This window comes from Histidinibacterium aquaticum, from assembly GCF_008710275.1.
Lineage (GTDB): Bacteria > Pseudomonadota > Alphaproteobacteria > Rhodobacterales > Rhodobacteraceae > Oceanicola > Oceanicola aquaticus.
The window spans coordinates 53426-79861 of the sequence record NZ_VYQE01000004.1 but is presented as its reverse complement, the minus strand read 5'-3'; the positions used below and the strand labels follow the sequence as shown (position 1 = coordinate 79861).

General features: G+C 67.2%; 23 protein-coding genes and 1 tRNA gene. 9 read left to right on the top strand and 15 right to left on the bottom strand.

Features of this window, described 5'->3' with window-relative positions:
* The first annotated feature begins 26 nt into the window (after positions 1-26).
* On the top strand, positions 27-677 hold the full coding sequence (locus F3S47_RS13090; RefSeq protein ID WP_150445732.1) for a BON domain-containing protein: 651 nt from the start codon (positions 27-29) through the stop codon (positions 675-677).
* A gap of 63 nt (positions 678-740) precedes the next feature.
* Positions 741-1079, top strand: a complete 339-nt coding sequence (locus F3S47_RS13085) for a hypothetical protein (RefSeq protein WP_150445731.1) — start codon at positions 741-743, stop codon at positions 1077-1079.
* Between the two features lie 146 nt (positions 1080-1225).
* Here the strand turns inward: F3S47_RS13085 and F3S47_RS13080 are convergent, their stop codons facing one another.
* Positions 1226-2059: a universal stress protein gene (locus F3S47_RS13080; RefSeq protein ID WP_150445730.1), complete on the bottom strand. Its 834-nt coding sequence runs from the start codon at positions 2057-2059 to the stop codon at positions 1226-1228.
* 228 nt (positions 2060-2287) lie between these two features.
* A complete protein-coding gene (locus F3S47_RS13075) occupies positions 2288-3058 on the bottom strand; it encodes a Crp/Fnr family transcriptional regulator (RefSeq protein ID WP_191090185.1) in 771 nt (256 codons plus the stop codon).
* 336 nt (positions 3059-3394) lie between these two features.
* Here F3S47_RS13075 and F3S47_RS13070 point away from each other — a divergent pair, with 336 nt between their 5' ends.
* Positions 3395-5266, top strand: a complete 1872-nt coding sequence (locus tag F3S47_RS13070; RefSeq protein WP_191090184.1) for an ATP-binding protein — start codon at positions 3395-3397, stop codon at positions 5264-5266.
* Here the strand turns inward: F3S47_RS13070 and F3S47_RS13065 are convergent.
* The 3 genes from F3S47_RS13065 to F3S47_RS13055 all read right to left on the bottom strand — a co-directional run bounded on the left by F3S47_RS13065 (position 5247) and on the right by F3S47_RS13055 (position 7223).
* Entirely contained in the window at positions 5247-5954 is a 708-nt protein-coding gene (locus F3S47_RS13065) for a response regulator transcription factor (protein WP_150445727.1), read from the bottom strand. The genes F3S47_RS13070 and F3S47_RS13065 overlap by 20 nt on opposite strands.
* An 83-nt stretch (positions 5955-6037) precedes the next feature.
* Positions 6038-6724: a phosphoribosyltransferase gene (locus F3S47_RS13060; protein WP_150445726.1), complete on the bottom strand. Its 687-nt coding sequence runs from the start codon at positions 6722-6724 to the stop codon at positions 6038-6040.
* The gene (locus F3S47_RS13055) at positions 6705-7223 is read right to left on the bottom strand and encodes an Hsp20/alpha crystallin family protein (RefSeq protein WP_150445725.1); all 519 of its coding nucleotides are present in this window, start codon (positions 7221-7223) and stop codon (positions 6705-6707) included. The genes F3S47_RS13060 and F3S47_RS13055 overlap by 20 nt, the downstream gene beginning before the upstream one ends.
* A gap of 259 nt (positions 7224-7482) precedes the next feature.
* On the opposite strand from F3S47_RS13055, the gene F3S47_RS13050 reads away from it, so the two are divergent.
* Together F3S47_RS13050 and F3S47_RS13045 are read left to right on the top strand one after the other, a co-directional pair.
* Positions 7483-7881, top strand: coding sequence for a c-type cytochrome (locus F3S47_RS13050; RefSeq protein WP_150445724.1), 399 nt, complete (start codon positions 7483-7485; stop codon positions 7879-7881).
* 106 nt (positions 7882-7987) lie between these two features.
* The gene (locus F3S47_RS13045; protein WP_191090183.1) at positions 7988-8305 is read left to right on the top strand and encodes a type II toxin-antitoxin system MqsA family antitoxin; all 318 of its coding nucleotides are present in this window, start codon (positions 7988-7990) and stop codon (positions 8303-8305) included.
* Between the two features lie 28 nt (positions 8306-8333).
* On the opposite strand, the gene F3S47_RS13040 is transcribed toward F3S47_RS13045, so the two are convergent.
* The gene (locus F3S47_RS13040) at positions 8334-8783 is read right to left on the bottom strand and encodes a host attachment protein (RefSeq protein ID WP_150445722.1); all 450 of its coding nucleotides are present in this window, start codon (positions 8781-8783) and stop codon (positions 8334-8336) included.
* 9 nt (positions 8784-8792) lie between these two features.
* Positions 8793-9212 (bottom strand): CBS domain-containing protein, encoded by a 420-nt coding sequence (locus tag F3S47_RS13035; protein WP_150445721.1) that lies wholly within the window; start codon positions 9210-9212, stop codon positions 8793-8795.
* A gap of 146 nt (positions 9213-9358) precedes the next feature.
* On the opposite strand from F3S47_RS13035, the gene F3S47_RS13030 reads away from it, so the two are divergent.
* A complete protein-coding gene (locus F3S47_RS13030) occupies positions 9359-9784 on the top strand; it encodes a DUF2267 domain-containing protein (protein WP_150445720.1) in 426 nt (141 codons plus the stop codon).
* Between the two features lie 305 nt (positions 9785-10089).
* Here the strand turns inward: F3S47_RS13030 and F3S47_RS13025 are convergent, their stop codons facing one another.
* Positions 10090-10440: an SPW repeat protein gene (locus F3S47_RS13025; RefSeq protein WP_150445719.1), complete on the bottom strand. Its 351-nt coding sequence runs from the start codon at positions 10438-10440 to the stop codon at positions 10090-10092.
* Between the two features lie 176 nt (positions 10441-10616).
* Positions 10617-10856 carry an EF-hand domain-containing protein gene (locus F3S47_RS13020; RefSeq protein ID WP_150445718.1) on the bottom strand — a complete coding sequence of 80 codons (240 nt, stop codon included), beginning with the start codon at positions 10854-10856 and terminating at the stop codon, positions 10617-10619.
* Positions 10857-11211: 355 nt separating this feature from the next.
* Between F3S47_RS13020 and F3S47_RS13015 the strand changes: the two genes are divergently transcribed.
* Positions 11212-11409 (top strand): hypothetical protein, encoded by a 198-nt coding sequence (locus F3S47_RS13015; protein WP_150445717.1) that lies wholly within the window; start codon positions 11212-11214, stop codon positions 11407-11409.
* Between the two features lie 33 nt (positions 11410-11442).
* Here F3S47_RS13015 and F3S47_RS13010 read toward each other — a convergent pair whose 3' ends face one another.
* The 3 genes from F3S47_RS13010 to groL all read right to left on the bottom strand — a co-directional run bounded on the left by F3S47_RS13010 (position 11443) and on the right by groL (position 15561).
* Positions 11443-12261: a universal stress protein gene (locus F3S47_RS13010; protein ID WP_191090182.1), complete on the bottom strand. Its 819-nt coding sequence runs from the start codon at positions 12259-12261 to the stop codon at positions 11443-11445.
* Positions 12262-12335: 74 nt separating this feature from the next.
* Positions 12336-13877, bottom strand: coding sequence for a bifunctional aminoglycoside phosphotransferase/ATP-binding protein (locus F3S47_RS13005; protein WP_150445715.1), 1542 nt, complete (start codon positions 13875-13877; stop codon positions 12336-12338).
* Between the two features lie 61 nt (positions 13878-13938).
* Positions 13939-15561, bottom strand: a complete 1623-nt coding sequence (gene groL / locus F3S47_RS13000; protein WP_150445714.1) for a chaperonin GroEL — start codon at positions 15559-15561, stop codon at positions 13939-13941.
* Between the two features lie 271 nt (positions 15562-15832).
* On the opposite strand from groL, the gene F3S47_RS12995 reads away from it, so the two are divergent.
* On the top strand, positions 15833-16816 hold the full coding sequence (locus F3S47_RS12995) for a universal stress protein (protein WP_150445713.1): 984 nt from the start codon (positions 15833-15835) through the stop codon (positions 16814-16816).
* Positions 16813-25182 (top strand): GH36-type glycosyl hydrolase domain-containing protein, encoded by an 8370-nt coding sequence (locus F3S47_RS12990; RefSeq protein WP_223877824.1) that lies wholly within the window; start codon positions 16813-16815, stop codon positions 25180-25182. Before F3S47_RS12995 ends, F3S47_RS12990 begins: the two co-directional genes overlap by 4 nt.
* Before the next feature lie 48 nt (positions 25183-25230).
* Here F3S47_RS12990 and F3S47_RS12985 read toward each other — a convergent pair whose 3' ends face one another.
* The 3 genes from F3S47_RS12985 to F3S47_RS12975 form a co-directional block, all read right to left on the bottom strand.
* Positions 25231-25686 (bottom strand): adenine nucleotide alpha hydrolase family protein, encoded by a 456-nt coding sequence (locus F3S47_RS12985; protein WP_150445712.1) that lies wholly within the window; start codon positions 25684-25686, stop codon positions 25231-25233.
* A complete protein-coding gene (locus F3S47_RS12980; protein WP_150445711.1) occupies positions 25686-26099 on the bottom strand; it encodes a hypothetical protein in 414 nt (137 codons plus the stop codon). Before F3S47_RS12980 ends, F3S47_RS12985 begins: the two co-directional genes overlap by 1 nt.
* A gap of 157 nt (positions 26100-26256) precedes the next feature.
* Positions 26257-26341, bottom strand: a tRNA-Leu gene (locus F3S47_RS12975).
* Positions 26342-26436: the final 95 nt, after the last annotated feature.

Here is a 26436-nt window from a genome sequence, read left to right as displayed (position 1 = left end):
TCAACCGTCTCCGGGAGGACACGAACATGAAGGACACAGAGCTCAGACAGGATATCGTGGACGAGCTGGAATTCGAGCCGAGCATCGACGCCGCGGATATCGGCGTAGCGGTCGAGAACGGCACCGTGACGCTGACCGGACACGTTCCGACCTACTCGCAGAAGCGAAAGGCCGAGAGCATCGTGAAGCGCGTGAAGGGCGTCCGCGCCATCGCCGAGAACATCGAGGTTCGACCGGCGGGCGCTCACATGACGGCGGACGACGAGATCGCCAAGCGCGCCGTCAATTCGCTCAAGTGGAACAACGCCGTGCCGAAAGACACCATCCAGGTCCAGGTCGAGAACGGGTTGCTGACGCTGAGCGGCAAGGTCCGCTGGCACTTCGAACGCCAGGCCGCAGAGAAAGCGGTTCAGGACCTCATGGGCGTCAAGAGCGTCGCCAACCTCATCGAGATCGCCCCGTCGATCAGCCCCTCCGACGTCCGCCAGCGGATCGAGGGCGCCCTGCGGCGTGACGCCGAACTCGAGGCGAAGAGGATCCAGATCAAGGTCGACGACCGGAAAGTGACGCTCGACGGCAAGGTTCGGACCTGGGCCGAGCGCGAGGCGGCGGAACGCGCGGCCTGGGCGGCTCCGGGCGTCTCCATGGTGGTCGATCACATCTCTATCGGCGCCTAGCGGCCTGGTCGGACGGAGACCCGTCTCCGTCCGCGGCCATCCGATCTGCAAGGAGTAGAACAGATGCCAGAAGATCTCGTTAAATCCGCGGAAGATGCCACGCGCGGCACGCCAACGAAGGAAATCGACGAGCTGCGCGGGGCGGTGCAGGAGCTGGGCCGGGAACTCAGGAAGTTCGGGAAGAAGCGCCTCGTCGACCTGGGACACCAGATCGAGACCGAGTCGACGAAGGTCGTTCGCTCGGGGCGGGAGGTCCTGCACGATATCGAGCGGCGCTTGGCGGCCCTGGAGAAGGACGCCGAGCAGAGCGTAAAGCAGCATCCCGGCGCCTGGGCCGGCGGATTGCTCGGCGTGGTGGGCTTCGGGCTGGTGCTCGGAATGATCCTGCGCCGGCCTCACTGAGCGCCGATCAACAAGGTCGTCCGGCTCGACTCCCCGTTACCTGTTTCTCCCAACTGAAGCGCTCCTCCCCACCGGGGTCGGAGCGCCTTTTTTGTCTGAAGCCGCATCGGCATTCGGGCCGGGCCCAGCGACCCACCACGCTGTCGTTACCGCGAAAGAAGAACCGGGACGCCGGGGCTCTTGAGGAGATGGCTCGTCACGGCGCCGATCATGAAATCGTAGAAGCGCGAGTGTCCGAAGGCGCCGGCGACGAGCAGGTCGGAATTCAGCTCGTTCGCGGCCTGGATCAGCTCCGCGCCCCGGCTACCGGCCGGGGCGGACCGGTCGGTGGTGGTTGCGCGGAAGCCGCGGCGGTCCAGCGCGGCGGCGAAGTCGTGACGGCTGTCGAACCCGGGCATCTCGTCACTCGCCCGTGCGACCAGCCCGATCAGGTTCACGTCCGCACCGGGTTTCGCGAAGTCGAGCGCGTCGTGAGCCGCGCGGGTGGCCTCGCGGGTCTCGCTCCACCCGACCGCGATCCGGCTGAACGGTCCGCCGAGGTCCATGTCGGGAGAGAGGATCAGAACGGGCCTGCCGACCTGCCGGATCACGCGTTCGGCGAGGCTCTCGTCATCCGAGGACCGCTTGCCCGTGGTGTTGCTGCCCATGATGACAAGATCGGCCCCCCTGGCTCCGGACAGCAGAAACGGCTCGTTGCCGTGCAGCGTCTCCTGGGCGCGAAACTCGGCCCGGATGTCGTTCCTGCGGGTCTCCTCGTCGAATACCGACTTGATTTCACGGGATTCCTCTTCTTCCCATTTCTGGAGGGTCGTGAAGACAGCAGGTGTATATCCGGTTCCCTCGTAGAAGATGACGGGCGAATAGGGATGAAGCGCGATGAGATGAGCATCGAAAGCCAAGGCAAGTTCGCAGGTCTTCTCGATCAGCCATTTCGCTTCGAGTTTATCGAAAACGACGAGGGCAAATGTGCGGGCGGTCATTGTCGGCTCCGTGGAGTTGTTGAATTCGGTCGAAACGGGAGGCGACGCCGCTCATTCGTGAGCGGCGCCGGTCTTCATTTCGGCTTTGCGTCTTTTTCCGTTTCGGACTTTGCCGTCTTTTCGGCCTTGGGCGCCCGCTTGCCGCCGGACTTGGCCGGTTTCGGCTTGGATCTCGGGTCTGTCATCGTCGTCTCCATGACTGTCTGGGCCATGCCCACAGTCAGGAGGTCACGAACGCGCCCGTCCTGCATTGACTGCCGTCATCGACCTCGGAAGTTCCGCTGGCCTCGGCTCGAGGGCCTCCAGGGTCTGTGACACGGCGAAGCGCCTGCGCGGGATCCGGGAGAGGTCCTGCGATGACAGCACTTCGCACACCCGATCGGCCTCGCACCGGGCGAAGAGACGCAGCCTGACAAGATCGCGGATCTCCACCCGGTCGGAGGTATGGAGATGGATCGCGCCGCGGTCCGAGAGGTGGCGGAGGCCCCTGCAGAGCGTTTCGCCGGTCATGTCGAGGAGCGAGGCCAGGTCGCGACGCGGCAGCGTGATGCGCAGGACCGCCGGACGCCCGTCCTGGCAATCCGGGACCTGCTGCACCAGCCAGAAGGCGATCCGTTGTATCGCGTTGCGGCCCCGCATCGCGGCGACCCAGAGCCTGTGCTCCTCCAGTTGGTCGCCAAGAACGGTGAGGCATGCCTTGCACAATTGCGGATGTTCGCGCGCGATGGCGGCAAAGGTCTCGCGGTTGATCCAGCAGACCTCGGCCCGGGTCGCCGCCTCCCAGGAAAATGCGTTCTCGGACCGGGAAGGGTCTCCGACGATCTGGCCGGGCCTGAGCAGCTGAAGCAGGTGGTGCTCTCCGTCCTCGGTGATCATCACGATCTTCACGAGACCGGATGACAGAATGCCGATCCGTTCGGAGGGCTCGCCCTGGAGGGCCAGCTCGTCTCCCGGTTCGTAATGAACTCTCTTTGCCTCGCTACGGACGCGTGGCGTCAATAACTCATCGAGTAGGCCGCAGAGGCCTTGGGTGTGTCCTTCGCATGTCGCGCAGTTGTCGGCAGCGAACTTCGCTGAATGAATAGTGTGGATCATGATTGCCCCCAAACGGTGGAGCCGCCTGCGTCGCATTCCCCATTTGTTCTGCAGGCAAGCCACCATAGACATCCTCACCCATCGGGCGACGCGACGGCAAAAGGAAAACTGTGTAGAATTGTGCGTATGGCCGGTGATGGGTCGTTGTCGGTAGGTCAAAGGGGAGGAACGGGTTTGGTCCCAGTATCGAAAGACCCCGCATCAGTCCTGGGCGGAAACACCGACGGGGCTGCGAAAGCCATGATCGCCGCCGCGCCGGTCGCCCTGGCCTATTTCGACAGCGACCTTGCCTGCGTCGCGCAGTCCCGGCTCTGGGAGGAAAGGACACTGCCTTGTCCTGGCGAGGGGGAAGGTGCCCATGTCGCCGGCCTGCCGACCGAGGTGGTCGATGCGATGCGACGCGTCCTCGAGAACCCTGCGGAGGTCACGGTTGAGACGCGCGGAGGTCTTGCCGACGGCCTGTCGACCTGGAACGAGTGGCATATCGGCCCGCTCTCCGGCCCGGATGGCGCGCTGGCCGGTCTCGCCGTGTCGACGTTGGACATCACCGAGCGAAAGCGGGCAGAGCGGAAGTCTGCCTTGGCCGAGACGGTGCACCGGTTGACCGTGGACGCCCTCGGCATCGGCGTCGTTCAACGGGATTTCGACTCCGGCAAGACCACTATCGACGAGACCTTTCGGTCGCTGTCCGGCGTGGGGAGCGGCGATCTGCCCGGCGACTTTCCGGCCTGGGCCGAGGTCCTCGGTGCCGCGGATCCGGATGGCTTCCGAAGGGCCTCCCGCGCCGCGATGGACCCCGGCGGGGACGGTCAATTCCAGGCGGAACTGACCCCCGAGATCCAGTGCACGACCAGGCGTCTTCAGCTCCGCGGCAGGTTCAGCTTCCCCGAGGCCGACGGGTCCGCGCAGCCAAGCCACTTCACCGGCATCCTGATCGATGACACGGAAATCTTCGAGACGAACGCCCGCAGAACGCGCGCCCAGCGGCTGCAGACGGCCGGGCGCATCGCGGGTGTCATCGCGCATGACTTCAACAACCTGCTTTCCGTCATCCTCGCCAACATCGAGCTTGCCGAACTGAGCGTCACCGACGGCCAGGTCTCGGAGCTCCTGGAGCGCGCCCGGATCGCCGCAGAGATGGGCGGGAACTTCAACCGGAAGCTCCTTGCCCTGTCGTCGGAAACCACTGTCCGGCCCGAGCTCGTGCAGGTCGACAATCACATCCTCAAGACCTGGTCGATGCTCGAACACCTGTTGAGCGAGCAAGTGTCGCTGCACTTTTCTCCGGGCGGTGACGGGACCTGCGTCAGCATCGATCCGGCGGAGCTGGACGCCGCGATCCTGAACCTCGTGATCAATGCGCGGGACGCCGAGCCCGAGGGGGGCAAGATCACGATCAGTACCGAGGTCGTGGACCTCGACGCGGCGGCTGCCCAGGAGTTCCCCGAGGGCAGGCCGGGTCGCTTCCTGCGGATTTCCGTGGCCGACACCGGCATCGGGATGTCGCCGGCAGACCTGCAGAAGGCGAGGGAGCCGTTCTTCACGAAGAAGAAGCGTGGGTTCGGGACCGGCCTGGGATTGACCAGCGTCTCTGCCTCGATCGGCCGCGCCAGCGGCTTTCTGTCGATCCGTTCGGCCCTGGAAAAAGGGACGGAAGTCTCGCTTTACCTGCCGGCCGAGCCCTGTGCGGAGGACCAGCCTTCCGAGACGGAGAACGTTCCGATCGGGGACGGTGAGCTGGTCCTCGTGGTCGAGGACGACACGCTCTTGCGGGATGCGACCACGCGGAGGCTCGAGGCGCTCGGCTACGCGGTGATCGAGGCGTCGAACGGGGAAAAGGCGCTGAGCCTTCTGGCGGACGGCGAGCCGGTCGACCTGGTGTTTTCCGACGTGGTGATGCCCGGAGAGGTGTCCGGCTACGACGTCGCCGACGAGGTCCAGCGATCCTACCCGGGCGTCGCCATCGTCATGACCTCGGGCCACATATCCGGCCAGATCCAGTCGCTCGCCGGTGATGGCCCGGCGCCGCAACTCCTGAAGAAGCCCTACTCGCTGACGACCCTCGCGAATGCCGTGAAGGAGGCGCTCGAGCTTAGCCGGAATACCGGGTGACGTCCCCGCTGAAGACGTAGCCCACGCCGCGGACCGAGCGGATCAGCATCGGCTCGTCGCCCGGGACCTCGATTTTTCGGCGGAGCCGCGCGACGTGGCCGTCGATCGAACGGTCGTAGGGAGACCAGTCCCGGTCGTAGAGCGCGTTCGATATCTCGTCCCTGGTCAGGACTCGTCCCGGGTGTAGGAGGAACAGCTCGAGCAGCTTGAGTTCCATGCCCGTGAGCTCCAGTGGGGTTCCGTCGAGGTGCCGGGCAACCCTGTGCTCCAGGTCCAGCTCGCTATGATCGAATTGGAGCTTGGCCGGTGATTGGACGGGACCGCGATAACGCTCCAGCGTGCGGCGGATGCGGAGCACGACCTCGCGGATCAGGAAGGGCTTCACGATGTAGTCGTCTGCGCCGGACTCGAGGCCCTGAACCCGGTCGAAGGGCTGATTGCGTCCGGAGATCATGAGAACGGGGATATTGCGCTCGTTCCGCAGATCGACCGCGATGCCCAGGCCGTCCTCCTCGCCGAGATTCAGGTCCAGTGTCACGACGTCGACTTCATGGTCGCGAAGCTGCTCGAAAAGTGTCTCGCGGTCCCACGCCTCCAGGACGGTCCATCCCTCCATGATCAGGCCCGAACGCAGGGTCTCCCGGACCGCAGGTTCATCATCAACGACAAGAACGGTAATCTCGGACATCTCGAAACCGCACGATGGTACCCCAGACTAGCTGTCCACCGATTGTCGTGGAAGCTCCGGTCGTGGCGGTTCAAGCGGCCTCTCTATTCCGGCGTCGAAGCGCGGGAGGCCGCGAGCAGTACTCCAACCTCTTCGTCGGTCGTCTGGGCGAAGCCATCGTAGGCGCAGCCGACCGCAGGCAGGTCGGCGTCGCTGTGGGGGCAGATCACCCGCACACCTTCGAGGCTCGGATGGTCGAGAGCGCCCCGCAGGGCGACCGGCAGGGCGACGGCAATCTCGCCAGCGCCCTGTTGCCGCAAGGCGGAAAGGGCCGCATCGAGGGTCGTTCCGGTCGCGGCGCCGTCATCGACGAGAAGAACCCTGCGGCCAGTGATCTCGCGGCTGGCTGCGGCGCTCTTCCATCTGCGCCGACGCTCCTCGACCTCGCGGACCGGACCGGCAGCGAGCTCCCGCAGCCTGTCTCTCGAGAGGCCGCCGTAGCGCGCAACCAGCTCGTTGACGGCCATGTCTTCCGGTTCCGCCCCGGTCACGGCCGCCACGGCAAGCTCGGGGTGGCCCGGCAGCCCCACCTTGCGCACGATGAGCAGGTCGAAGTCCGTCCCGAGATGCCGCGCGATGGCAGCCGCGATGGGTACGCCCCCGCGCGGCAGGGCCAGCACCAGCCACGTGGAATCGATATCGGACGAAAGCTGCCGGATCAGGTGATCCGCGGCATCCGCCCGATCGCGGTAGTACGGCGCCCCGGAAGGACTAGGCCGCCTTGATCGCAATGGTCTTCTCGGAGCTCTTCGCCTCTTTCGACTTGGGCAAGTGGATCGTCAGAACGCCCTTCGAGAAGGCGGCGTCGATCTTGTCGCGATCAACGTCCTCCGGAATCCGGATCGACCGCTGGAAGCTGCCCCAGCGCCTCTCGCTGAGATGATGGCTCTCGTCTTCCTCGCGCTTTTCCTCGGTCTTTTCGCCGCTGATCGTCATCATGCCGTTGCTGACCTTGATCTTGATCGCCTCGGGATCGAGACCCGGCAACTCGGCGGTCACGGCGTAGCCCTCGCCGTTTTCCGTAAGGTCGATCGCGGGGCTGAGGGGCCACTCGCGTCCGGCGCGTTCGCGGACGGCGGGCGTCCGGTCGAACCAGAGCCCGGGCTCGAAGGCGTCGAACAGGCGTTCCATCTCGTCCCGTAGATTGCTGAACCCGGACCAGGATCCGAGAGGTGAACGGGAGGCTCCGGTTTCGCGGGTGACCGGCACATTCGAGGTTTTCTTCGACATCAGGGTTTCCTCCATGAAGACGTGCCGTTGGCTGCGCGGTCACTTGCGCAGCCAACGGCCATTTCCGCGGCTCCTGGGGACAGGCGGGACACTGCAGGGACAGCAATGCGCGGATGATCAGACATTCGGCGAGTCGCGTCAGGGCGGCATTGACCATGGTCAACGACGCACCCTCCTGCGTGGGGTCGGTCCGTTGACAGCGGTCAATGACCGGGCGGTCCGGGCGACCATCATCGGGACAGGAAGAGGAGGAATTGAGATGAGATGGTCTTTTCTAGCGATCCCGATGGTTCTGGCGAACTCCGCCGCGGCACAGGAAGACGTCAGTTGGGGCGAACACTTCTACCAGCAGAACTGCTCGGTCTGTCACGGCGAAATGGCGAGAGGGGACGGCGAGCTCGCGGACCTGCTCACGATTCCCGTCCCCGACCTCACGACGCTCAGCGAGGCGAACGACGGTGAGTTTCCGATGCTCGACGTGATCCATGTCATCGACGGTCGCAGCGGGCTGAGAGCGCACCAGGAGCCGATGCCCGTCTACGGTGCCCTCTTTCGCGAGGAGCTGAGGGGCGACATGGACTTCGACGGTGCCGTCGAACCCCTGATCCGCGGTCGCACGCTCTCGATCGCCGAATACCTGATGTCGATCCAGAGGTAGACGGGACCCCGAGGCGGCACCGGACATGGGTCTCTCCCGGAGCCGGGCCAACGGTCGCCGCCCGCCTCGACCATACCGTGATCCTGCAACGAAAGCGTGGCCAGTCATGCGCGTGAACCTGATCAACGAGGTCGCCGACGAAGACCTCATGCCGACCGAAACCGCACGAACCTGCAGGTCCTGCGGGAGCGGCGGTCTCGAGGAGAAGACGATCGAAACCGCCTTCTGGCGGGAGTCCGGGCTGGCGGTGATCCGCGGTATTCCGGCTCTGGTCTGTCCCAGCTGCGGTGAGGAATTCGTGGAGGATCGCACAGCTTTCGGCCTGGACCGGATGCGTGGGCGCGGCTTCTCGGGTCGCGCGGCGGTCGATCACGTGAGCGTGCCGGTCTTCGAGTATGTGGAGCCTCCGTCAGGCTTTGGCTGACGGAGCTTCCCGCGGGGCGGCGAGCACGTCAGGCGGAGGTGAGCCCTCGGATCGCCGCGACGAGTTCCCTCGCCGAGAAACGGACGAGGTTCTTGACGAATTCATGCTGAACGCACGCCGCGAGGGCCTCGGGCAGTTCGGCGCGCCAGATGCCGATGGCGTCCGACGAGGCGATGACGACGAGCCGGTCGAAGGCCTTGGCCAGCCGCTGCTTGTCCAGATACTCGACGACTTCCCGCACGAAATTCCGGGCGTCCTCGGCGATGGGATCCGATCCCGGCTCCACGGCCGCGCGCCGGCCGCCACCGGCCGACGAATAGCTCCTGGTGGCGCGGTCCTCCATGACCTCGCGCAGCCGCCGGCGCGGTCCCTGCAGCGATATCTCGATCGGGGCGGGCTCACGCGGTCCGGGCAGGTCGCGCAGAACCCGCGCGCGGCTGGTGTTCATCACGACGTACCATGTCCTGGGAGCCTTCATCGGTGTCGGCTACCTGTGGTGATCGGCGACGGCGCGGGCCAGTTCGCCGGTCAGTTGGAGCCCGGCCGAGTGGGCGACATCGCCGAGCGAGAGGATCCCCACGAGGCGCTTGTTCTCGTCGAGGACGGGCAGGCGGCGGATCTTCTTCTGATCCATCAGGTGGATGGCATCCTCGACCGTTTCCTCGGTCTGGCAGTAGACGATGCCCTTGGACATCACGTCCGCGGCCGTCGTTCTCTCGACGTCGAGACCCTTTGCCACCACGCGAAGGGCCAGGTCGCGGTCGGTGATCATGCCGATCAGCTTGTCGTCCTTGCCGATCGGGACGGCGCCGATGTCGTCCTTCGCCATGCGGGCCGCGATCTCGCTCACCGGCGTATCCGCCTCCACCCATTCGGCAGGCGTGTGCATCGCTTCACTGACCTTCATCTTGCCCTCCTCCGAACCGGTATGACCGTTACTTTAAGCCTCGGGAGCGGGGTCGCATTGACGGTGGTCAAGCAGCCTGCTGACGGCGGTCAATGCGCTCCGGCCGGGAGCGCCCGCAGGCTGTATGGGCAAGGAGGAGAGGCGAGATGGGACACATCGGTCATACAGCCGTGGACGAGGGGCCGCAGGTCGTGGCGGAATGGATCAACCTGCTCTGCGAGGACCTCGAATGGTCCGAGAAGGACCGCGCCTATCTCCTGCTGACGGAGACGCTGCACGCCGTTCGCGACTACCTGGGCGTAAATGAAGCGGCAGACCTCGCCGCTCAACTGCCGATGGTCTTGCGTGGCATCTACTACACCGGTTGGGACCCGTCCCGCACACCGGTCCGTCCCCGGAGCAAGACGGCCTTTCTCGAGCGGGTCTCGTCACGGTTCCGTCGGCAGCCTCTGGATGATCCCGAGAGGGCGGTGGCCGCGGTCTTCGACCTGCTGCGCAGGAAAGCCTCGATAGGTGAGATCGAACAGGTGAGCAATTCCATGCGCGCGCCCCTCCGTGATCTCTGGTGGTGAGCCACTGTCGATCGGTGAAGCCCGGTTGATTGGCGTCAATGAGGTCCTGTCGGGAATCGGTCAGTCTTGGGTCATCGGCAGGAAGAGCCGACCCGGTTGAGTGTCGCAGGGCAGCGTCGAGAGACGCATCGCAGATCCGCAGCCGGAACGGCGACGACACCTGTCGGTCGGGGCTGTCGGTGGCACCTTCGCACGCACGGGGACACCCGCGTCGCAGAAGCACGCCCCGACAGCCTTTGCCCTGTCCAGCAAATTCGGAATACGGGACCGGCGGGCCGAAGTTTCCGGCCCGCCGGTCCCGGGTGTCACACGGCTTCGTCGGACTGCAGGAGGACGAAGACCGCCATCGCGACGATCACCGCCCCGCAGATCACCGCGAGCCACATGAGCGAGGGTGCTGATGCGAAGCCGAGCGCCCAGGGCGACACGATCATCCAGACACCGAGGATCGCCGCCACCCATTCCTCCCATGCCTGAAACGCGTAGAGCGCGCCGACCGCGGTCGCGACCGTCGCGAACCCGATAAGGACGAAATTCCAGGTCACGATCGTCGAACTCGCGCCCTCGGGCATCGTGACGTTCATCACGAAGAGCGCCGCGATCAGCACGATCCCGGCCAGAAGCGTTACGGCATCCTGCCAATGCATCCTTTCCATGTTCGGTACCTCCAGATTTCCATGAGCAGTCCATTGCTGCCAATGGCCTCATGTTGTGGGGATCGGGCCGGACGGCATTGACCACCGTCAATTGACACTGCCCGGGCGGAGGGCCCACCTCGCCGCCGATCCGGCCCCGTCCCGCGCGAGGCGCGACAGGGCCGGACCGGTCCGGGTTACTCGGACATCGAGAGCGCGCCGGAGTCCATCGCGGCGGTCATCTCTTCCTCGCTGAGGGTGCCGTCGCCATCGGTATCGAGCTCGGCGAATTGCTCTTCGGTCACGTCGGCATAGACGGCCACGAGCTCGTCGAAACTCGCGTATCCGTCACCGTCGGTATCGACGTCCGCCATCTGGGCGAAGACGGCCATCGCGGTCAGCATCAGGCCGCCAAATGCAAGAGTGAACTGTCTCATGTGAGTTCTCCAGCTATGCGCGACGCATCGGGATGGTGCGTCGGCGCGTGCCGTTTGGACCCCCCGCGGCGGCGCGGCATTGACTGCCGTCAATGGGTCGGACGATGGGCCGATCGCTGCTCATCTTGACGGTGGTCAATGAGGCGCGCCGCGGAAACGGCGAAGTGTCTGTCGACGCGATAGGGACGCAGCTGACATGAGAGACAGGCGGATCGACCACGGAGCGCGGCAGGAGCATGTCCTGGCGCCGGAGAGCACACCATGGACCTACGTCGCCGGCGGGAGATGCCCCGGTAAGGCGGGCGGACTGGAGGCGCACGATCCTCTGGGTCCGTGTCCGGAAAGGAGCGTCGGGGTGCTGAGCGACCTCGGCCTGAGCGATGAAGAGATTTCGCGCTATTTCCGTGTCGAGACCGAGCGGGTCGTGTCGGTGCGCCGAAAATCACGAGCGGGGAGAGGGCTTCGGTCCCTGCCGGGCAAGGCACTGCTCGATCGGATCCGGGGCGTCGAGGGACCCCATTCGCAGAACCGAGCCGAAATGCGCGGCGATTGACCATTCGCCGTCTCGGACGTCCCCACCGCGATGTCAGTGCACCATGAAGAGAGGCACCTTGGTGAGTGTCGGCAACTCCCTGGTGACGCCCCCAAGCAGAAGCTCACGGAACCTCGAGTGGCCGTAAGCGCCGGCGATGATCCAGTCGGCCCCAGTGTCGCTCTGGGCCTGGGCCAGTATTCGGGCGTCGCTGCCGGAACCTGCGGCGATGCGGGAAACCCGGGCGGACATGCCGTGATGGGTAAGGAGAACGGACAGGTCGTCTGCCGAGCTGGCGACGTCGTCGGCCGGGTTCACCATGACGATCTCTGCCATCCGCGCGCCCGTCAGGAAGGTGAGGGCCCGTCGCACGGCGTGCAGGGCAGGCGGGCTGCCGTCCCAGGCGATCAGGACACGGTGGGGCTCCGGTACGGGCCCCTCGGGGCAGACCAGGACCGCGCCATCTCCGCGGAAGAGGGCGCCCTCCAGGGACTGAGGGGTGCTGTTGTAGTAGTCGTTGCCGATCGGCTTCGCGAGGACGACAAGGTCCGTGTACCTCGCGCGATCGCCGAAGGTCCGGCCGAGGTCTTCCGGTCTCGTCACCAACGGAAGGGTCCTGCCAAGGAGCTTTTCCGCCGCCAGCCGCTCCCGGATCGGGGCGGAGAGCGTCTTGGCCTCGTCCTCGGCCTGGCGGACCGGTGTCCGCCCCATCGGGCCCCCGCCCGAGCCGAGGGCCAAGTCGGACTGGACATAGGCAATCACTGCGACGTCGATATGGGCGTCGAACCGCTTGGCGAGCGTGATCGCCGCGCCGAGCTGGGTCTCGGACGCGGCCGACCCGTCGTAGAAGGTCAGGATGGACTTGATCGGCATCGGGACTTCCCACTCGCGGACCCCACGAGACGCTAGTCGCGAACCGGAGCTCCGCATTGACGGCAGACAACCCGCTAGGTCCGGCAGTCCGTTTCTAGGTCTCTCGGTCTGCGGGAGAGGCCGCGCTGGGCTGCGGCCAGAACGCTTTCGCGATTCCCTGAGGCATCGAGCCTCGTCCAGCTCAGGGTTCCGTGCCCCGCCGCCAGCTGCCGTTCCAGCACCGCGACGTTCGCATCCGATGCGTCGCCGACCCGGGACTCCAGGCGACGCTTGAGAATCTGAGGCGGTGCATCGAGCCAGAAGGTGCGGAACGGCAGATGCAGGCGGTGTGCGATCGCCCTCGCCTGGCATCTGAGCTCGGGATCCAGAAATGTCGCGTCGAGGATGACGGAGTGACCCGCCGCCAGGAGCACCGCGGCGCGGTCGAACATCCGGTGGTAGACGGCGGTTCTTGGCGCGGCGTCGTATTCTTTCTGGTCCAGTCGGGCCTGGTGAGGAAGGCCGGCCTTGCGCTCGAGGTCCGAGCTCAGGAGGACAGCGCCGGGCAGGGGGCGGAACTCCGGGGCGATAGCCCGTGCGAGGACGCTCTTGCCGCTCCCGGAGTATCCGCCGACCGCGATCAGTTGCGGCGGCGGAGGTCTCAGCGCGGAGAGCGCCAGGTCCAGGTACGAGGCGACTTCGCTGGAAGACCGCCCGGGACCAGCGCGGGCGGCGTCGGTCTGCAGCGATACCATCGCGCGGATCGCGGCCCTGACCGAGAGGAAGAGAGGGAGAGCCCGGAGACCGGAATCCTCGCTCCCCCGCGCCTCGCGCAGCCAGGCGTCGAGGACCCGGCAGGCCTGACGGGGAAGACCGCGATGGCAGAGGTCCATGACGAGGAAGGCCACGTCATAGAGGACGTCGCAGGTGCCCAGCGTCTCATCGAATTCGAGGGCGTCGTAGAGGAGTGGCCGTCCGTCGAGTACGACGAGGTTCCGCAGATGCAGGTCGCCGTGGACACGGCGCACATGGCCGTCGCGACCACGGGCGTCGAGGAGAGAGCCGACGGCGTCGAGTTGTCGCCCGGCAGCCTCGATCCAGTCGGCGACGCGCTCGGTGCCCGGCGTCCCTTGGAACTCTGCAAAGACGCGGATCAGCTCGGAGAGGATGTCACTGACCAAGCGATGCCCGGACGTATCTCGGAGGGGGGCGTTGCGATGGTAGGCGGCGATCGCTTCGCCCGTCGCGCTTGCGAGCGTATCGTCCAGCTCCCCGCGCCGCGCGATCCCGTCCATCTCGTTTTCGGCCGGGAACCGCCACATCCGGAGAACCCAGTCGGCAATCTCGCCTTCGCCGCCGAGGCTCAGCCCGTCCGGCGCCCTGATGACGGGCAACACGTCACGGTAGATCCCGGGAGCCGCCGGGCTGTTCAGTTCGAGCTCGCGCTCGAGCATCTTTCGGCGGAGCTCGACCGTGCTCAGGTCCATGTAGTCGTATGTCACGGCCCGCTTCAGCTTCAGCGCGGTGTCGCCGGAGAGGAAGACGTATGCGCCGTGCGTCTCGATGATCTCGACCGGGCCATCGTCTTCGAAGGCCCGGCCCGACCGGAGGAAGGCGATGGTATCGGCCTGGCTCATCGTCCCCTCCCGGTGTGGCCTGTTCGAGACTGTCACAGGGTCGGCGCTGTTCGGCCCAGCGTCACGCAAAGGCATCGGCTTCTCTGGCAGCATGGTCGTCGTCTTCGTGGACGATGGCCATGGTGGCCTCGGTCAGGAGAAGCGTCCCGGCGACCGACACCGCGTTCTCGAGCGCGATGCGGACGACTTTCGTCGGGTCCATGATTCCGGCCTCCATGAGATCGACGTACCTGGCTTGCGCCGCGTCGAAGCCCCAGGCCCCGGTTCCCTTCTTCATCTCCGAGAGCACGACGCCGCCGTCCATCGCGGAGTTCTCGGCGATCTGCCGGGCCGGCTCTCCGAGGGCGCGTGCCAGGCAGAGGATCCCGGTTCGCCGGTCTCCGTCCTTGTCCTTCGCGGCGGCTTCCACGGCCGCTGCCGCCCGGACAAGGGCGAGACCACCGCCGGGGACGACACCCTCCTCCACCGCGGCCTTGGTGGCATGGATCGCGTCGTCGAGCGCGTCCTTCCGGGCTCTCAGCTCGGCCTCCGTCGCAGCACCCACGCGGATGACGGCGACCCCGCCCGAAAGCTTCGCGGCGCGCTCGCGGAGCTTCTCCCGGTCGTAGTCGGAGCTCGACTCCTCGATCTGGTGACGGATCTGCGCGATGCGGCCTTTGATCGCCTCGGGCTCACCGGCACCGCCGACGATCACGGTGGACTCGCGGTCGACGCGAACCGAGGTCGCGGCTCCGAGGTCGCCGATGGTCAGTTTTTCCAGGTCCACGCCGAGATCCGAGGAAACGAGATGGCATCCTGTCAGCGTCGCGATGTCCTCGAGCATGGCGCGTCGCCGGTCGCCGAAGCCCGGCGCCTTGACCGCGACCACCCTGAGCGTGCCGCGCAGCCTGTTGACCACGAGGGTGGCGATCACCTCGTCGGAGAGGTCCTCGGCGACGATCAGCAGGGACTGGTCCGCCTGCATGATCGCTTCCAGAAGCGGGACGAGAGACTTGAGGCTCGTGAGCTTCTTCTCGTGCAGCAGGACGAGGGGAGACTCGAGCCGCGCGGTCAGCGTTTCGGAATCCGTCACGAAATAGGGGGAGATGTATCCGCGGTCGAACTGCATGCCCTCGACGATCTCCAGGACGGTTTCCGTCGTCCGGGAGTCCTCGATGACGATGCTGCCCTCGTCTCCGACATCCTCCATCGCTTCCGCGACCAGTTCGCCTATGGACTCGTCGCCGTGTGCCGAGATCGAGGCGACCTGGCGCTTGTCGGTCCGGGAATCGATTGGACGGGAGATCTCCCGCAGGGCGGCGACGGCGGCGGCGAGGCCGTCCTCGAAACCGCGCTTCAGGTCGATGCCGGAAGCACCGGCCGCCACGTTGCGCACCCCGTCTGAGAACAGCGCGTTGGCAAGGATGGTCGAGGTCGTTGTTCCGTCGCCGACCGCCTCGCCGGTGCGCTCCGCCGCCTGCCGCAGCAGCTGGGCGCCCATGTCTTCTTCCCGGTCCTGCAGCCTGAACTCCTTGGCGATCGTCACACCGTCGTCGCAGACGAGGGGAGCTCCGAAGCTCTTCTGGATCAGCACCGATTTCGACCTGGGGCCAAGAGTGATCCGGAGAGCATCGGCGAGGGCCCGGGTGCCCCTGAGCAGGGCCTCGCGAGCGTCGGACCGGAACAGGAGCTTCTTGTAATCCACCGCCGTGATCTCCTCGGTGACATGACCGCCTCATCCTTCCGGCGCGGGACTGCGCTGTCGTTGACGGCGGTCAACGCCCCTCTGCCGTGCGTCCGCTGGGCGGCTGGATCGGCGCGGCGGCGATAGGGCATCCGGCGCGACGCATTGCGCACCGTCAATGAGGTGCCGGCCAGGGTCGCTAGGGTGACGCCCAGGCCGGAGGCCGACGCAACCGCAACGAGGGGAGATCGCCTTGCCGGGACCTGCTTCAGAGACCGAGCCCGCCGCCACCATGATTCAGACCCCTGCGGCACGACCGAACCAGCTGTTCGGGCATGTTCTGGCCTGCCTCGACCGCTCGCCGCTCGCCGCCACCGTGCTGCGCGAGGCCAAGATACTGGCGGAGCTTTCCGAAGCACGTTTGTCCGCCCTGCGGGTGATCCCGTCACACGACCCGAGGGCCGAGATCGCCGACCCTGTGGACTGGGAGCTGCGGCGGCGCGAGGAGGTGGCGGACCTTCTCCGGCTTTCCGACGAGGCCGAGGGCATGTCGGAGGTGCAGCCCATCGTCACCTGCGGATCCGCCCTGGAGCGCGTCGAGGAGGAGGCACGCCGGGTCGGTGCGGACCTGCTCGTGATCGGCGCGGGCATTCACGGCACGCCTCACCGCTGGGGCCTAGGTGGCACCGCCCGTCTGCTGGTCGAGGCCTTCGGCGGGTCGGTCCTCGTCGTCCCCGACGAGCTCGCGGGCGAGCCGAGCCGGCCCCGGCGCATCATCGTGCCGATGGACGGTTCACCCTCGTCCGAAGTCGCGCTGCGATACGCCAGCGCCATCGCGCGGGGCCGTTCAGCCGAGCTCCTCGTTCTTCACGCCCTGCCTGAGACCGATGCCCCCCGTGACGAAAGTGCCTTCCCGACCCGGGGGTCGTTCTCGCCCAAGCAGTCGGAGAACGCCGAGCATTCGGCCGAGGACCGGATCGGGCAACTGGCGCGCCTGATGCCGGCCCATAGGAGTGGCCACCGTTTCCGGCGGCTGACCGGAACGGAACCTCGCCGCATGCTCGTCAAAGCCATCTGCGAGGAGCGCGGCGAGCTCGTTGTGCTGTCGGCTCGCGGGTCCGGGAATGATCCGGATCTTCCGATCGGCAGCACGGCGGAGTACCTCCTGTCGCGCGCCCTGGCCCCGGTGCTGCTGATCCGGCAGCCGGAGACCAGGAACCATCAGCCTGCAGAAAGCGTGCCGAGGCCACCAGCGGCCTCGTGGCAAGGCCGGTGACCGAGACGGCCGATCCGTCGTCCGAGGCCAAAGGCAGCGGCGACCGACCGGCCGGACGCCGCGCGACGGTTTCGCCCGGCGCCCCGAATGAGCTTCCCGCGCTGAAACACCTGGGCCGGCTCCCCGCCTGGCTGGACGATGCCCGGGCGCAGTGCCGGATGCCTCCGCCGGAAGCCTCGAAGGCGGCGGAATGGCTGCTCGACAATGAGTACCATGTCCGTCGCGCGGTGCGTCAGGTGCGCGAGGACATGTCGCCCGCCTTCTATCGGCGGCTCGCCAGGTCGGCGCTGCCGGAGGCCCGGGGAGCGCCCCGGGTCTTCGTGGCAGCTGCCGACTACCTCGACTCCACGCATGCGCAGGTGGATGTCGAGAGTGCCAAGGCCTTCGTAGAGGATTTCCAGGGCGAGGAGGGCTTCTCGCTGGCGGAACTCTGGGCGTTTCCGACCATGCTGCGGCTGGTGACGCTCGAGCAGATCGTCTCGGCGTTCTCCCACATTGTCCCCACCCTCGTTCCGCCGTTCGATCCGATCGAGGACAGGGGGCGCCGGCACCACCCCAACCGCGATCCGACCGAGGCGATCTCTCGCTCGATCGTCGCGCTCTCAGCGTTGGAGCGGATCGACTGGCCGGACTTCGTCGAAGAGACCAGCCGGGTAGAGGCGGTGCTGCGAGGGGCGCCCTGTGGCCTCTATGCCGGAATGGATTTCGAGACCCGGGACCGATATCGCGGTGCCGTCGAGGATCTCGCCGAGGGGTCGGGGCGCCCGGAACTCGAGATCGCCGTCGAGGCCATCCGATTGTGCGGGGTCCAAGATGCGGGGATGCGCCGTCGGCATGTGGGTTGGTGGCTCGTGGACGATGGCCGGCGCGATTTCGAGCGGCTGATCGGGTATCGAAGCCACCGCGATGCGGCCCTTCGGCGGTTCGTGCTCCGCAGACCCGGGCCCTGCTACGCCACAGCGCTCGTTTTCCTCGCGGTCCTGTCGCTTCTGCTGCCCCTTGGCGTCCTGGCGCTCAACGGGGTGGGCGGCCTCGTTCTCGTCCTCGTGGGACTACTGCTCCTGATGCCCGCGTCGATCATCGCTGTCACCGTCGTCAACTGGCTGGTCACGCAGATCGTGCCGCCGAGGATCCTGCCGAAGATGGATTTCTCGAAGGGGCTGCCGGAGGGCGTGGAGGCGGCCGTCATCGTCCCGGCCATCCTGAGAACAGCCGCCGACGCCAAGGCGGTCCTGTCGCAGCTCGAACGGCACATGCTGACCAATACCGACAGGCGGCTCAGCTACGCTCTGCTGAGCGACCCCGCCGATGCCCCGACCGAGGTGGCCGAAGGCGACGCGGCTGTCGAGAGCGCGTTGATCGAGGGCATCCGCGGGCTGAACCGACGCTATGCCGAGCACCGTCCCTTCGTTCTGCTTCACCGGCGGCGCAGCTGGTGCCGGGGCGAGCGCCGGTGGATGGCCTGGGAAAGAAAGCGCGGCAAGATCGAGCAGTTCAACGAACTTCTCGATGGTGAAGCAGAGGCCGCCTTCCCGGTCATGGAAGGCGATATCGAGCGACTGAGGAAGGCGCGGTTCGTCGTCACGCTCGACACCGACACCGTCGCGCCCCCGGGGTCGGTCCACAAGCTGCTCGGGGCATTGGCGCACCCGCTGAACCGGGCCGAGTTCGACGGGCAAAGCGGCCGCGTGGTCGCGGGCTACACCGTGATACAGCCGAGGGTGGAGATTTCGCCCGATGCCGGCGCTGCCTCCCCCTTCACGCGGCTCTATACCGGCGACACGGCGATCGACATCTACAGCCGCGCCGTCTCCGACGTGTATCAGGACCTCTTCGGAGAAGGCATCTACGCCGGCAAGGGAGCCTACGACCCCGACGCCTTCCGGCGCAGTCTCGATGGTCGCGTGCCGGAGAACGCCCTCCTGAGCCACGACCTGTTCGAGGGGCTCCACGGGCGAGCGGCGCTCGCCTCCGACGTCGTGTTCTACGAGGCTTTTCCGGCGCGCTACCCGGACTTCGCCAAGCGCATGCATCGCTGGATCCGGGGCGACTGGCAGCTCCTGCCCTGGCTCGGCCGCACCCCGCCCGGCCGCGGAGGACGTCGCCTGCGCAAGCGCTTCCGTGCGCTGGATCGCTGGAAGATCGTCGACAACCTTCGCCGGAGCCTGATCGCGCCCTCGCTCGTCCTGCTTGCGCTCTGCGGGTGGCTCGCGATGCCGGGTCTGGCGCCGCTCTGGACCTTTCTGACGGTGGCCGCCCCGGGTAGCTACCTCGTCACCCACGTCGTCTCCGGCATATCGCGCGGGCGCCGGCGCGGCACGGTCCAGGATCGCTGGAGACGGCTGCGCGATCACGCCGGCCGCTGGATCCTCGAGATCGTCTTCATGGCGAATGAGACCGTCGTCAGCCTCAGCGCGATCGGCCACGCGCTCTGGCGGCTGGGTGTCTCGCGCCGTGGCCTGCTCGAATGGACGACGGCCGCGCAGGCCGCGACGGAGGGTTCGGGCAGGCGGGCGCGGTACTGGAGAGACATGGCGGGGGCTCCGCTGGTCTCGGTCGGACTACTCGCCGTCCTCGTCGCATGGGCCCCCACCGCTTTGCCGGGCGCCGCCCCGTTGTTGCTGCTCTGGTTCGCCTCCCCGGAGGTCGCTTTCCGCATCTGCCAGCCCTGGCCCCCGTCGCGGAAGGAACTGACGGAGGCTGATCGAACCTGGCTCCGCGGGATCGGGCGACGGACCTGGGCCTACTTCGAGACCTTCGCCGGACCCGAAGACAACTGGCTCGCCCCCGACAACCACCAGACGGACCCCGAGGCGACAACGGCGCACCGGTCCTCCCCGACGAATATCGGGATGCAGTTGTTGTCCTCCCTGGCGGCTTTCGACCTCGGCTTCATCAGCCTCCGCGACCTCGCGCAGCGGACCGAGTACGCGCTCGATGCGCTCGACCGGATCGAGCGCCACAAAGGTCATCCGGTGAACTGGTTCGACACTAGGACGCTCGTCTCGCTCGAGCCGAGATACCTGTCCACCGTGGACAGCGGCAATCTCGCCGTGGCGCTTCTGACCCTGCGGGAGGGCCTTCTCGAGGCGGCCGAAGGGCCGGCGCTCTCGGGGTGCCTCTGGGACGGTCTCATCGATCCGCTCGGTCTTCTCTCCGACGCCGCAGGCGGACTTCCGCAGGAAGAGCGCAAGCCGATCCTGGAGGTGATCGAGAAAATAAGGACCTGCGCCGAGGCTGTCCGCGAAGACCCGGTCCGATGGCGCGATGCGCTGACCGGGCTGCTGGAGCGCGATCTGCCCCAGCTCGCCGAGAGCATGGTCACCGCGCTGGAGACCGCGCAGCAAGCAGATCCGGCCGAGCTCCACTTCTGGTTCGAGCGGAGCCGACATCACGCGGCCAGTTTCCTGCGCGATCTCGATGCCTTCTACCCGTGGCTGCCGCTCGTCCGGGGTGGGACGGACACGGCGAGGACCAATGCGCCGACCCTGCCGGAGATGCCGTCCTGCCGAAGCGCCGAGGGTTATTCGGAGGCACTGTCCCGCAGCTGGACCACGGAAGAAGGGCCCGCGGCCGGGCAGGCGGTCGAGAAAAGCAGGCGCGCGCTATCGGAACTGCGTTCACAGGTCCTCGCCCTTGCCAGCCGGTCCGAGGCCTTCGCAATGGGCATGGACTTCCGGTCTCTCTACGACAGCGAGACGCGGACCTTCTTCATCGGCTACAATCTCAGCGTCGACCGGATGGACGAGCACCGGTACGACCTGCTCGCGTCGGAAGCGCGGCTGGCGAGCTACTTCGCGATCGCCAAGGGCGATGTGCCAGCCGAGCATTGGTTTCACCTCGGCCGGCCCATCTCTCGCTCTTCCGGTCCGCTCACGATCCTGTCGTGGAACGGATCGATGTTCGAGTTCCTCATGCCGGCCCTGCTGATCCGCAGCGCGCCGGGGCAGCTCCTTGGCCAGAGCGAGCGCGCCGCGGTGGAGATCCAGCGTACCTACGGCGAGAGGCTGGGTCTGCCCTGGGGTGTCTCCGAGTCCGCCTTCGCGTCTAGGGACACGGCCAAGAACTACCAGTACCGCGCCTTCGGCGTGGCCGGTCTGGGCCTGCGTCACGGTCTGGCCGAAGACTACGTCGTCGCGCCATACGCGAGCGCCCTCGCGCTTGCCGTGAGCCCGACCTCCGCCGTCCGCAACCTGCGAAGGCTCGAGCGTCTCGGCATTCGCGGGCAGTTCGGCTTCTACGACGCCGTCGATTTTACGCCCTCGCGCGTCATCGAGGCGGGCGGCCAAACCCTGGTGAAGACTTTCATGGCGCATCACCAGGGGATGCTCCTTTCCGCCGTCGAGAACGCGCTCGGAGAGGACATCCTGGTCCGGCGCTTCAACCGTGACGCGCGGATCGCGGCGATCGACCTCCTGCTGCACGAGAGGATCCCGTGGGAATTCGTGCCCGAGCCGCTGCCGGACGCCGGATCTGTGCTCGGCGAACATGACAAGCGCCCGGTGACGCCCCTGCATGGATGGCTGGCGGATGAGGGCGAGAAGCCGCAGTTCCACACCATCGGCAACGGGCGCTTGGCGGTCTGGCTCTCTGCCGCCGGGACCGGAAGCACCTGGTGGAACGGTCAGTCCCTGACCCGACACGCGGCCGACCTCCTGTCGGACGAGGGCAGTTCGCGCATCGTCCTGCGCGATGTTGGCGACGATCGATCATGGGACTTCCGGAGGACCGAGGACCGCTGGGTCGATGTGACGTTCCATCCCGAGAGGGCCTCCTATCACGTTCAGCGGGAAGGTATCTCCGCCACGCAGGAGGTCGGCGTGGCCGCCGCCGACGACATCGAGATCCGCCGCGTCACCCTGGTGAACCACGGCGACACCGTCCGGGATATCGAAGTCACGAGCTATGCAGAGCCCGTCCTCGCTCCGCAGGCTGCCCATGACCGGCATCCCGCCTTCAGCAAGCTCTTCATCCAGAGCGAGGGACTGCCAGATGCCGAGGGCATCCTGTTCGTCAGGCGCCCCCGGCGACCCGAGGACACGCCCCCAGTGATGCTTCACCGCCTGTTGCGGGAGAGCCCGTCGGTCACCTTCGCCGGAATGGAGACGGACCGGCGCCAGCTCCTGGGCCGCCACGGCACGTCGTCGCGAATCGCAACGGCCGCGATGAGCGGGACGACCGGCTGGACCCTCGATCCGGTGGCGGCGCTCAGGGCCCGGGTGCGCCTGGACCCCGGCGCGAGAGCGAGCTTCGCCTTCCTCACCATCGCCGCAGCCTCGCGCGAGGAGGCTCTTTCCACCGCGGACCGTTATTCCACTGCGGCCGCGCTCGACTGGGCCTTCCAGGACGCGGAGCGGTCCGCCGCCGTGGAGGCCGCAAGATACGGCATGTCTCAGGGCCAAATGGCCGAGGCGCAGGCACTGGCCGGCTATCTCCTGCGCCCGCCGCTGCGGGACGCGGCGCGGGGAGAAGACGCCCTGCCGGGTCAGCCGGACCTCTGGGGGCTCGGGATCTCGGGCGATCTGCCGATCGTTCTGGTCCGGGTGACGGAGGCGGAGAACTTCGGCCTACTGCCGTCGCTCGTCCGATCGCAGCGATGGGTCCGGCGAAACGGACTGCGCTTCGATCTCCTGGTCCTTGGCACCACCGCCTCCAGCTACGAGGCACCGATCGGTGAGAAGTTGCGGGAGGCCCTGCGGGACGCCGGGCTGGACGAGGGTCTCGGCGGCAACGGCGGGGTTCATCTGCACAGCATCGACCGGATCTCGCCCGAACAGGTTCGTGCGGTCGAGATGCTGGCGCACCTGTCCCTCGACGGTGCGGTGACGAGCCTGTCGGCCGCCCTGCCGCCGTTGGACGACGAAACCATCAAGCCGCCGGTCTTTCAGCCGGGCGACCCGGGTCGGGCGTCGGAGGCCATCGAGGCGCTCCAGCGACCGTCGAACCTGGTCTGCGACAACGGGATCGGTGGCTTTCTCGCGGACAGCGGAGACTACCTCATCCACCTCGAGGACGGTCAGCGAACGCCTGTTCCCTGGTGCAACGTCATCGCGAACGACAGCTTCGGAACGATCGTCTCGGAAGCGGGGCTCGGTTTCACCTGGAGCACGAACAGCGGAGAATTTCGCCTGACCCCATGGTCGAACGACCCGGTGACGGACCTCCAGGGCGAAGCGCTGTTCCTCCGCGACGAGGAGAGCGCCCGGGTCTGGACCGTGACGCAGGCTCCGGCGGGCGATGCCTCTTCCTGCCAGATCACGCACCGGGCCGGGGAAACCCAATGGATGCGCGCGTCACAGGAGCTCGTCCAGGAACTTTCCGTCACCGTGCCCGAGGAGGCGCCGGTCAAACTGGTCCGCCTGAAGCTGACCAACGCTACGGATCGCCATCGCCGGATAACGGCCACGTACTACGCGGAGTGGCAGCTCGGGGCCGTCCGGTCTGCGGCGCGGCAGGTCAGGTGCGGCTATCACGCCTCCGCGCGCGCGCTCACTGCCCGGAGTGGCTGGGCGCCCGCTTTCGCCGACCAGGTCGCGTTCCTGGCAGCGAGCCGTCCGCCCCATGCGATCACCTCGGACCGTTCGGCCTTTCTGGGCCCGGGCGGATTGCAGCGACCGGAAGGTCTGAGGCGATGGGGGCCGTGGGGGCGGACAGATGCGGTCGACGATCCCTGTGCGGTCTACCAGGTTCACCTGGAGATCGAGCCGCATGGGACCGAGGAGGTGGTCTTTGTCCTTGGCGCGGCGCGCGGACTGCCGGAGCTCGAGTCGCTCGTCGAGCGTTTCACCTCGCCGGAGGCCTACGTCACGACCAAGGCCACCGTCGCGGCTGGCTGGGCCCGCCGCCTTGGGGCGGTCGAGGTGGAAACGCCGGACGAGACCATGAATCTCCTCGTGAACCGGTGGCTGCCCTACCAGTCCTACGCTTCCCGCATCCAGGCCCGGGCTGGCTTCCAGCAGGCGAGCGGCGGGATCGGCTTTCGCGATCAGCTCCAGGACCTGATGGCGTTCCTGCACTCCGAGCCCGCGCGGGTGCGCGACCACATCATCGAGTGTGCCAGACACCAGTTCGAAGAGGGAGACGTCCTGCATTGGTGGCATCCGCCCGAGAACCGGGGGGTCCGCACGCGCTGCTCCGACGACATGCTCTGGCTGGTCTACGCCACCCATGCCTACGTGCGCGCGACGGGCGACGAGAGCATTCTCGACGAGGAGCTCCCCTGCCTCTCCGCACCCGAACTGGCCGGTGATGAAGAGGACCGCTACGCCGCGTTCCGGACCGGTGCGTCGACCTCGCTGTTGGAGCATTGCCGCCTGGCCCTGCGCCGCGCCTCGGCAACCGGCTCTCATGGCCTGCCACTCATCGGCAGCGGCGACTGGAACGACGGCATGGACCGTGTCGGCCGCTACGGGCGTGGCGAAAGTGTCTGGCTCGCGTGGTTCGCCGCCCATTGCGGGAAGGCCTACGCGGATCTCGCCGACCGCGTCGGGCGCACCGAGGAGGCCGCGGCCTGGCGGGCATCTGCGACGGACCTCCAGCAGGCCGCCGAGCGGGCGGGGTGGGACGGGGCCTGGTACCGGCGCGCCTTCGACGACGAGGGAGAGCCCTGGGGCTCTTCCGTGAACACCGAGTGCCGCATCGACAGCATCGCGCAATCCTGGGCCGTCCTATCAGGCGCTCCGGACGCGCCCCGGGCGGAGGCCGCGGTCCGCTCGGCCGCGAGCCACCTGATCGACCCGGAGCACCGGCTCGTGCGGCTTCTCGCCCCTGCCTTCGACAAGACGCCCCGCGATCCCGGCTACATCCGGGCCTATCCCCCCGGGATTCGGGAAAACGGGGGCCAGTATACCCACGCGGCGACATGGCTCGGGCTGGCCTTCGCGCGGCTGGGCCAGGGCGAGGAGGCCTACAGGGTCTTCGACCTGATCAACCCGATCCGGCGAAGCGCGACCGAGCGGGACATGCAGCTCTATCGCGGTGAGCCCTATGTCATGCCCGCGGACGTCGGTGGCGCGCCACCGTTCGAGGGCAGGGCGGGATGGACCTGGTACACCGGCGCCGCGGCCTGGTCCTGGCGTCTCGCCGTGGAGGGCATCCTCGGGCTGGAGCTGCGGGACGGCCAGTTGCATATCGCGCCGTGCCTGCCCGAGGCCTGGGAGGGCTACCGAGCGACCGTCCGGGGACCGGGCGGCGCGATCAGCGTCGAGGTTCGGCAGGTCGGGCGGCGCCATGCCGAGGCTTCGGAGGCGGTCGGCGGGCCTGGTCGGACCGTCGAGTTTCCGACCGACGGCACGACCCGCGAAGTCCGGATCGTCTGTTTGCGTGACACGGCAAACGCCGGTGACCGCGTGGGCCTGACCGGCTGAAACGGTTCGGAAGCGTGGGGCGGGTGCCGGCGTTGCCTGGCCGGTTCGCTAGTGCCGGCGAGACCCGGCGTCCGGTCCCCGGCGCCGTCCCTGAAGGACAGCCGGATCGATGAAGCAGGCGTCTCCGAAGCGCGGCGAGCCGTCTTCGGAAGGGCCGAAGGATCCGGGCCGGACAGTCACGTCGGCGAAATGCGAGAGACAGTCGAATTGCCCGGTCATTGCCTTCCGCGTCGTGACGAAGGGGAAGGCGGTGCCCCGGACCCGTTCCGCCTCGAGCCGGCCGAACACCATCCTGGCGCGATCCATGGCCTCTCTCACGGCAACGCGTCTGGATGTCTCCGGATCGGAGACCCGAGCGGCCTCCGGACCGGTGTCCGGCAAATAGGCCACCGAGGCCACGCTCAGCTCGGCATCGAACCAGTGGGCCGCGTGGATTGCCGACCGGAGCTGCTCCTCGCCTGCGGAGGAGCCGTCGAAGCATGTCAGTATCGTTTCAACCCGCATCACACCGCCTCCGTTTTGCCCGTGCCCGCAGGGTGTCGGGCACCGTTTGCCGTCATCGCGATGGTCCTGTGCATCTCTTCCTGGAGTTCGCCGGCAGTCTCGCTCGCCGCCTCGGCGCAGATTTCTGTCAGATGCCGGGCTTCCTCGGCGTAGTCGCTGCTCGCCGTGCGGTAGAAGGCAGCCAGAACGGAGAGCGTGTCGTCGCCTGAGGCCAATTCGCCCACGAGGGCCCGGTCCTGCTCCAGTCGCTTGTTCAGGAACTGGATGTAGGCCTCGGTCATCCTGAAGGCCTGTCTCACCCCGCAGGCCTGGGCCTTCGCGACAATCCCGACGAGTTGCCATGGGTCCAGCCCGTAGCCCAGAGCCATCGGAGTGGCCGGACGCCCTCCGCCCGAGTGTCGTGCGCTGCGCATGCGATGCCTCCTGTTTCCGGAGTCGCAGCTTGAAGCATGCAGCCCGTCGCGCATTGATGGCGGACAACGGGGGAATGCAGACGGTCTGGCGCATGTCCGACGCGAGTGCATCGCGCACTGCCCTGACGGGACCGATTCTATCCGACGTTTGGGGTGTTGGTGCCCAGGAGAGGACTCGAACCTCCACGACCGAAGTCACTGGTACCTGAAACCAGCGCGTCTACCAATTCCGCCACCTGGGCCGGTGTGCGGAGGCTCGTCTATGCCGCGTGCGGGGTGCTGTCAATGGCTCAGAACGGGCGCGGCCAAAAGCGGCCTTGTGCGGTGCGGGGGCGGG

What these genes read in the sequence shown, in the direction of transcription:
- F3S47_RS12980 (WP_150445711.1), bottom strand. Translation starts at nt 26,099, where the DNA reads ATGCGCAGCGCACGACACTCGGGCGGAGGGCGTCCGGCCACTCCGATG.
- F3S47_RS13010 (WP_191090182.1), bottom strand. Translation starts at nt 12,261, where the DNA reads ATGCCGATCAAGTCCATCCTGACCTTCTACGACGGGTCGGCCGCGTCC.
- F3S47_RS13025 (WP_150445719.1), bottom strand. Translation starts at nt 10,440, where the DNA reads ATGGAAAGGATGCATTGGCAGGATGCCGTAACGCTTCTGGCCGGGATC.
- F3S47_RS13040 (WP_150445722.1), bottom strand. Translation starts at nt 8,783, where the DNA reads ATGAAGGCTCCCAGGACATGGTACGTCGTGATGAACACCAGCCGCGCG.
- F3S47_RS13005 (WP_150445715.1), bottom strand. Translation starts at nt 13,877, where the DNA reads ATGAGCCAGGCCGATACCATCGCCTTCCTCCGGTCGGGCCGGGCCTTC.
- F3S47_RS13055 (WP_150445725.1), bottom strand. Translation starts at nt 7,223, where the DNA reads ATGTCGAAGAAAACCTCGAATGTGCCGGTCACCCGCGAAACCGGAGCC.
- F3S47_RS13030 (WP_150445720.1), top strand. Translation starts at nt 9,359, where the DNA reads ATGGGACACATCGGTCATACAGCCGTGGACGAGGGGCCGCAGGTCGTG.
- F3S47_RS13090 (WP_150445732.1), top strand. Translation starts at nt 27, where the DNA reads ATGAAGGACACAGAGCTCAGACAGGATATCGTGGACGAGCTGGAATTC.
- F3S47_RS13080 (WP_150445730.1), bottom strand. Translation starts at nt 2,059, where the DNA reads ATGACCGCCCGCACATTTGCCCTCGTCGTTTTCGATAAACTCGAAGCG.
- F3S47_RS13065 (WP_150445727.1), bottom strand. Translation starts at nt 5,954, where the DNA reads ATGTCCGAGATTACCGTTCTTGTCGTTGATGATGAACCTGCGGTCCGG.
- F3S47_RS13035 (WP_150445721.1), bottom strand. Translation starts at nt 9,212, where the DNA reads ATGAAGGTCAGTGAAGCGATGCACACGCCTGCCGAATGGGTGGAGGCG.
- F3S47_RS13020 (WP_150445718.1), bottom strand. Translation starts at nt 10,856, where the DNA reads ATGAGACAGTTCACTCTTGCATTTGGCGGCCTGATGCTGACCGCGATG.
- F3S47_RS12985 (WP_150445712.1), bottom strand. Translation starts at nt 25,686, where the DNA reads ATGCGGGTTGAAACGATACTGACATGCTTCGACGGCTCCTCCGCAGGC.
- F3S47_RS13050 (WP_150445724.1), top strand. Translation starts at nt 7,483, where the DNA reads ATGAGATGGTCTTTTCTAGCGATCCCGATGGTTCTGGCGAACTCCGCC.
- F3S47_RS13070 (WP_191090184.1), top strand. Translation starts at nt 3,395, where the DNA reads ATGATCGCCGCCGCGCCGGTCGCCCTGGCCTATTTCGACAGCGACCTT.
- F3S47_RS13085 (WP_150445731.1), top strand. Translation starts at nt 741, where the DNA reads ATGCCAGAAGATCTCGTTAAATCCGCGGAAGATGCCACGCGCGGCACG.
- F3S47_RS12995 (WP_150445713.1), top strand. Translation starts at nt 15,833, where the DNA reads ATGATTCAGACCCCTGCGGCACGACCGAACCAGCTGTTCGGGCATGTT.
- F3S47_RS13045 (WP_191090183.1), top strand. Translation starts at nt 7,988, where the DNA reads ATGCGCGTGAACCTGATCAACGAGGTCGCCGACGAAGACCTCATGCCG.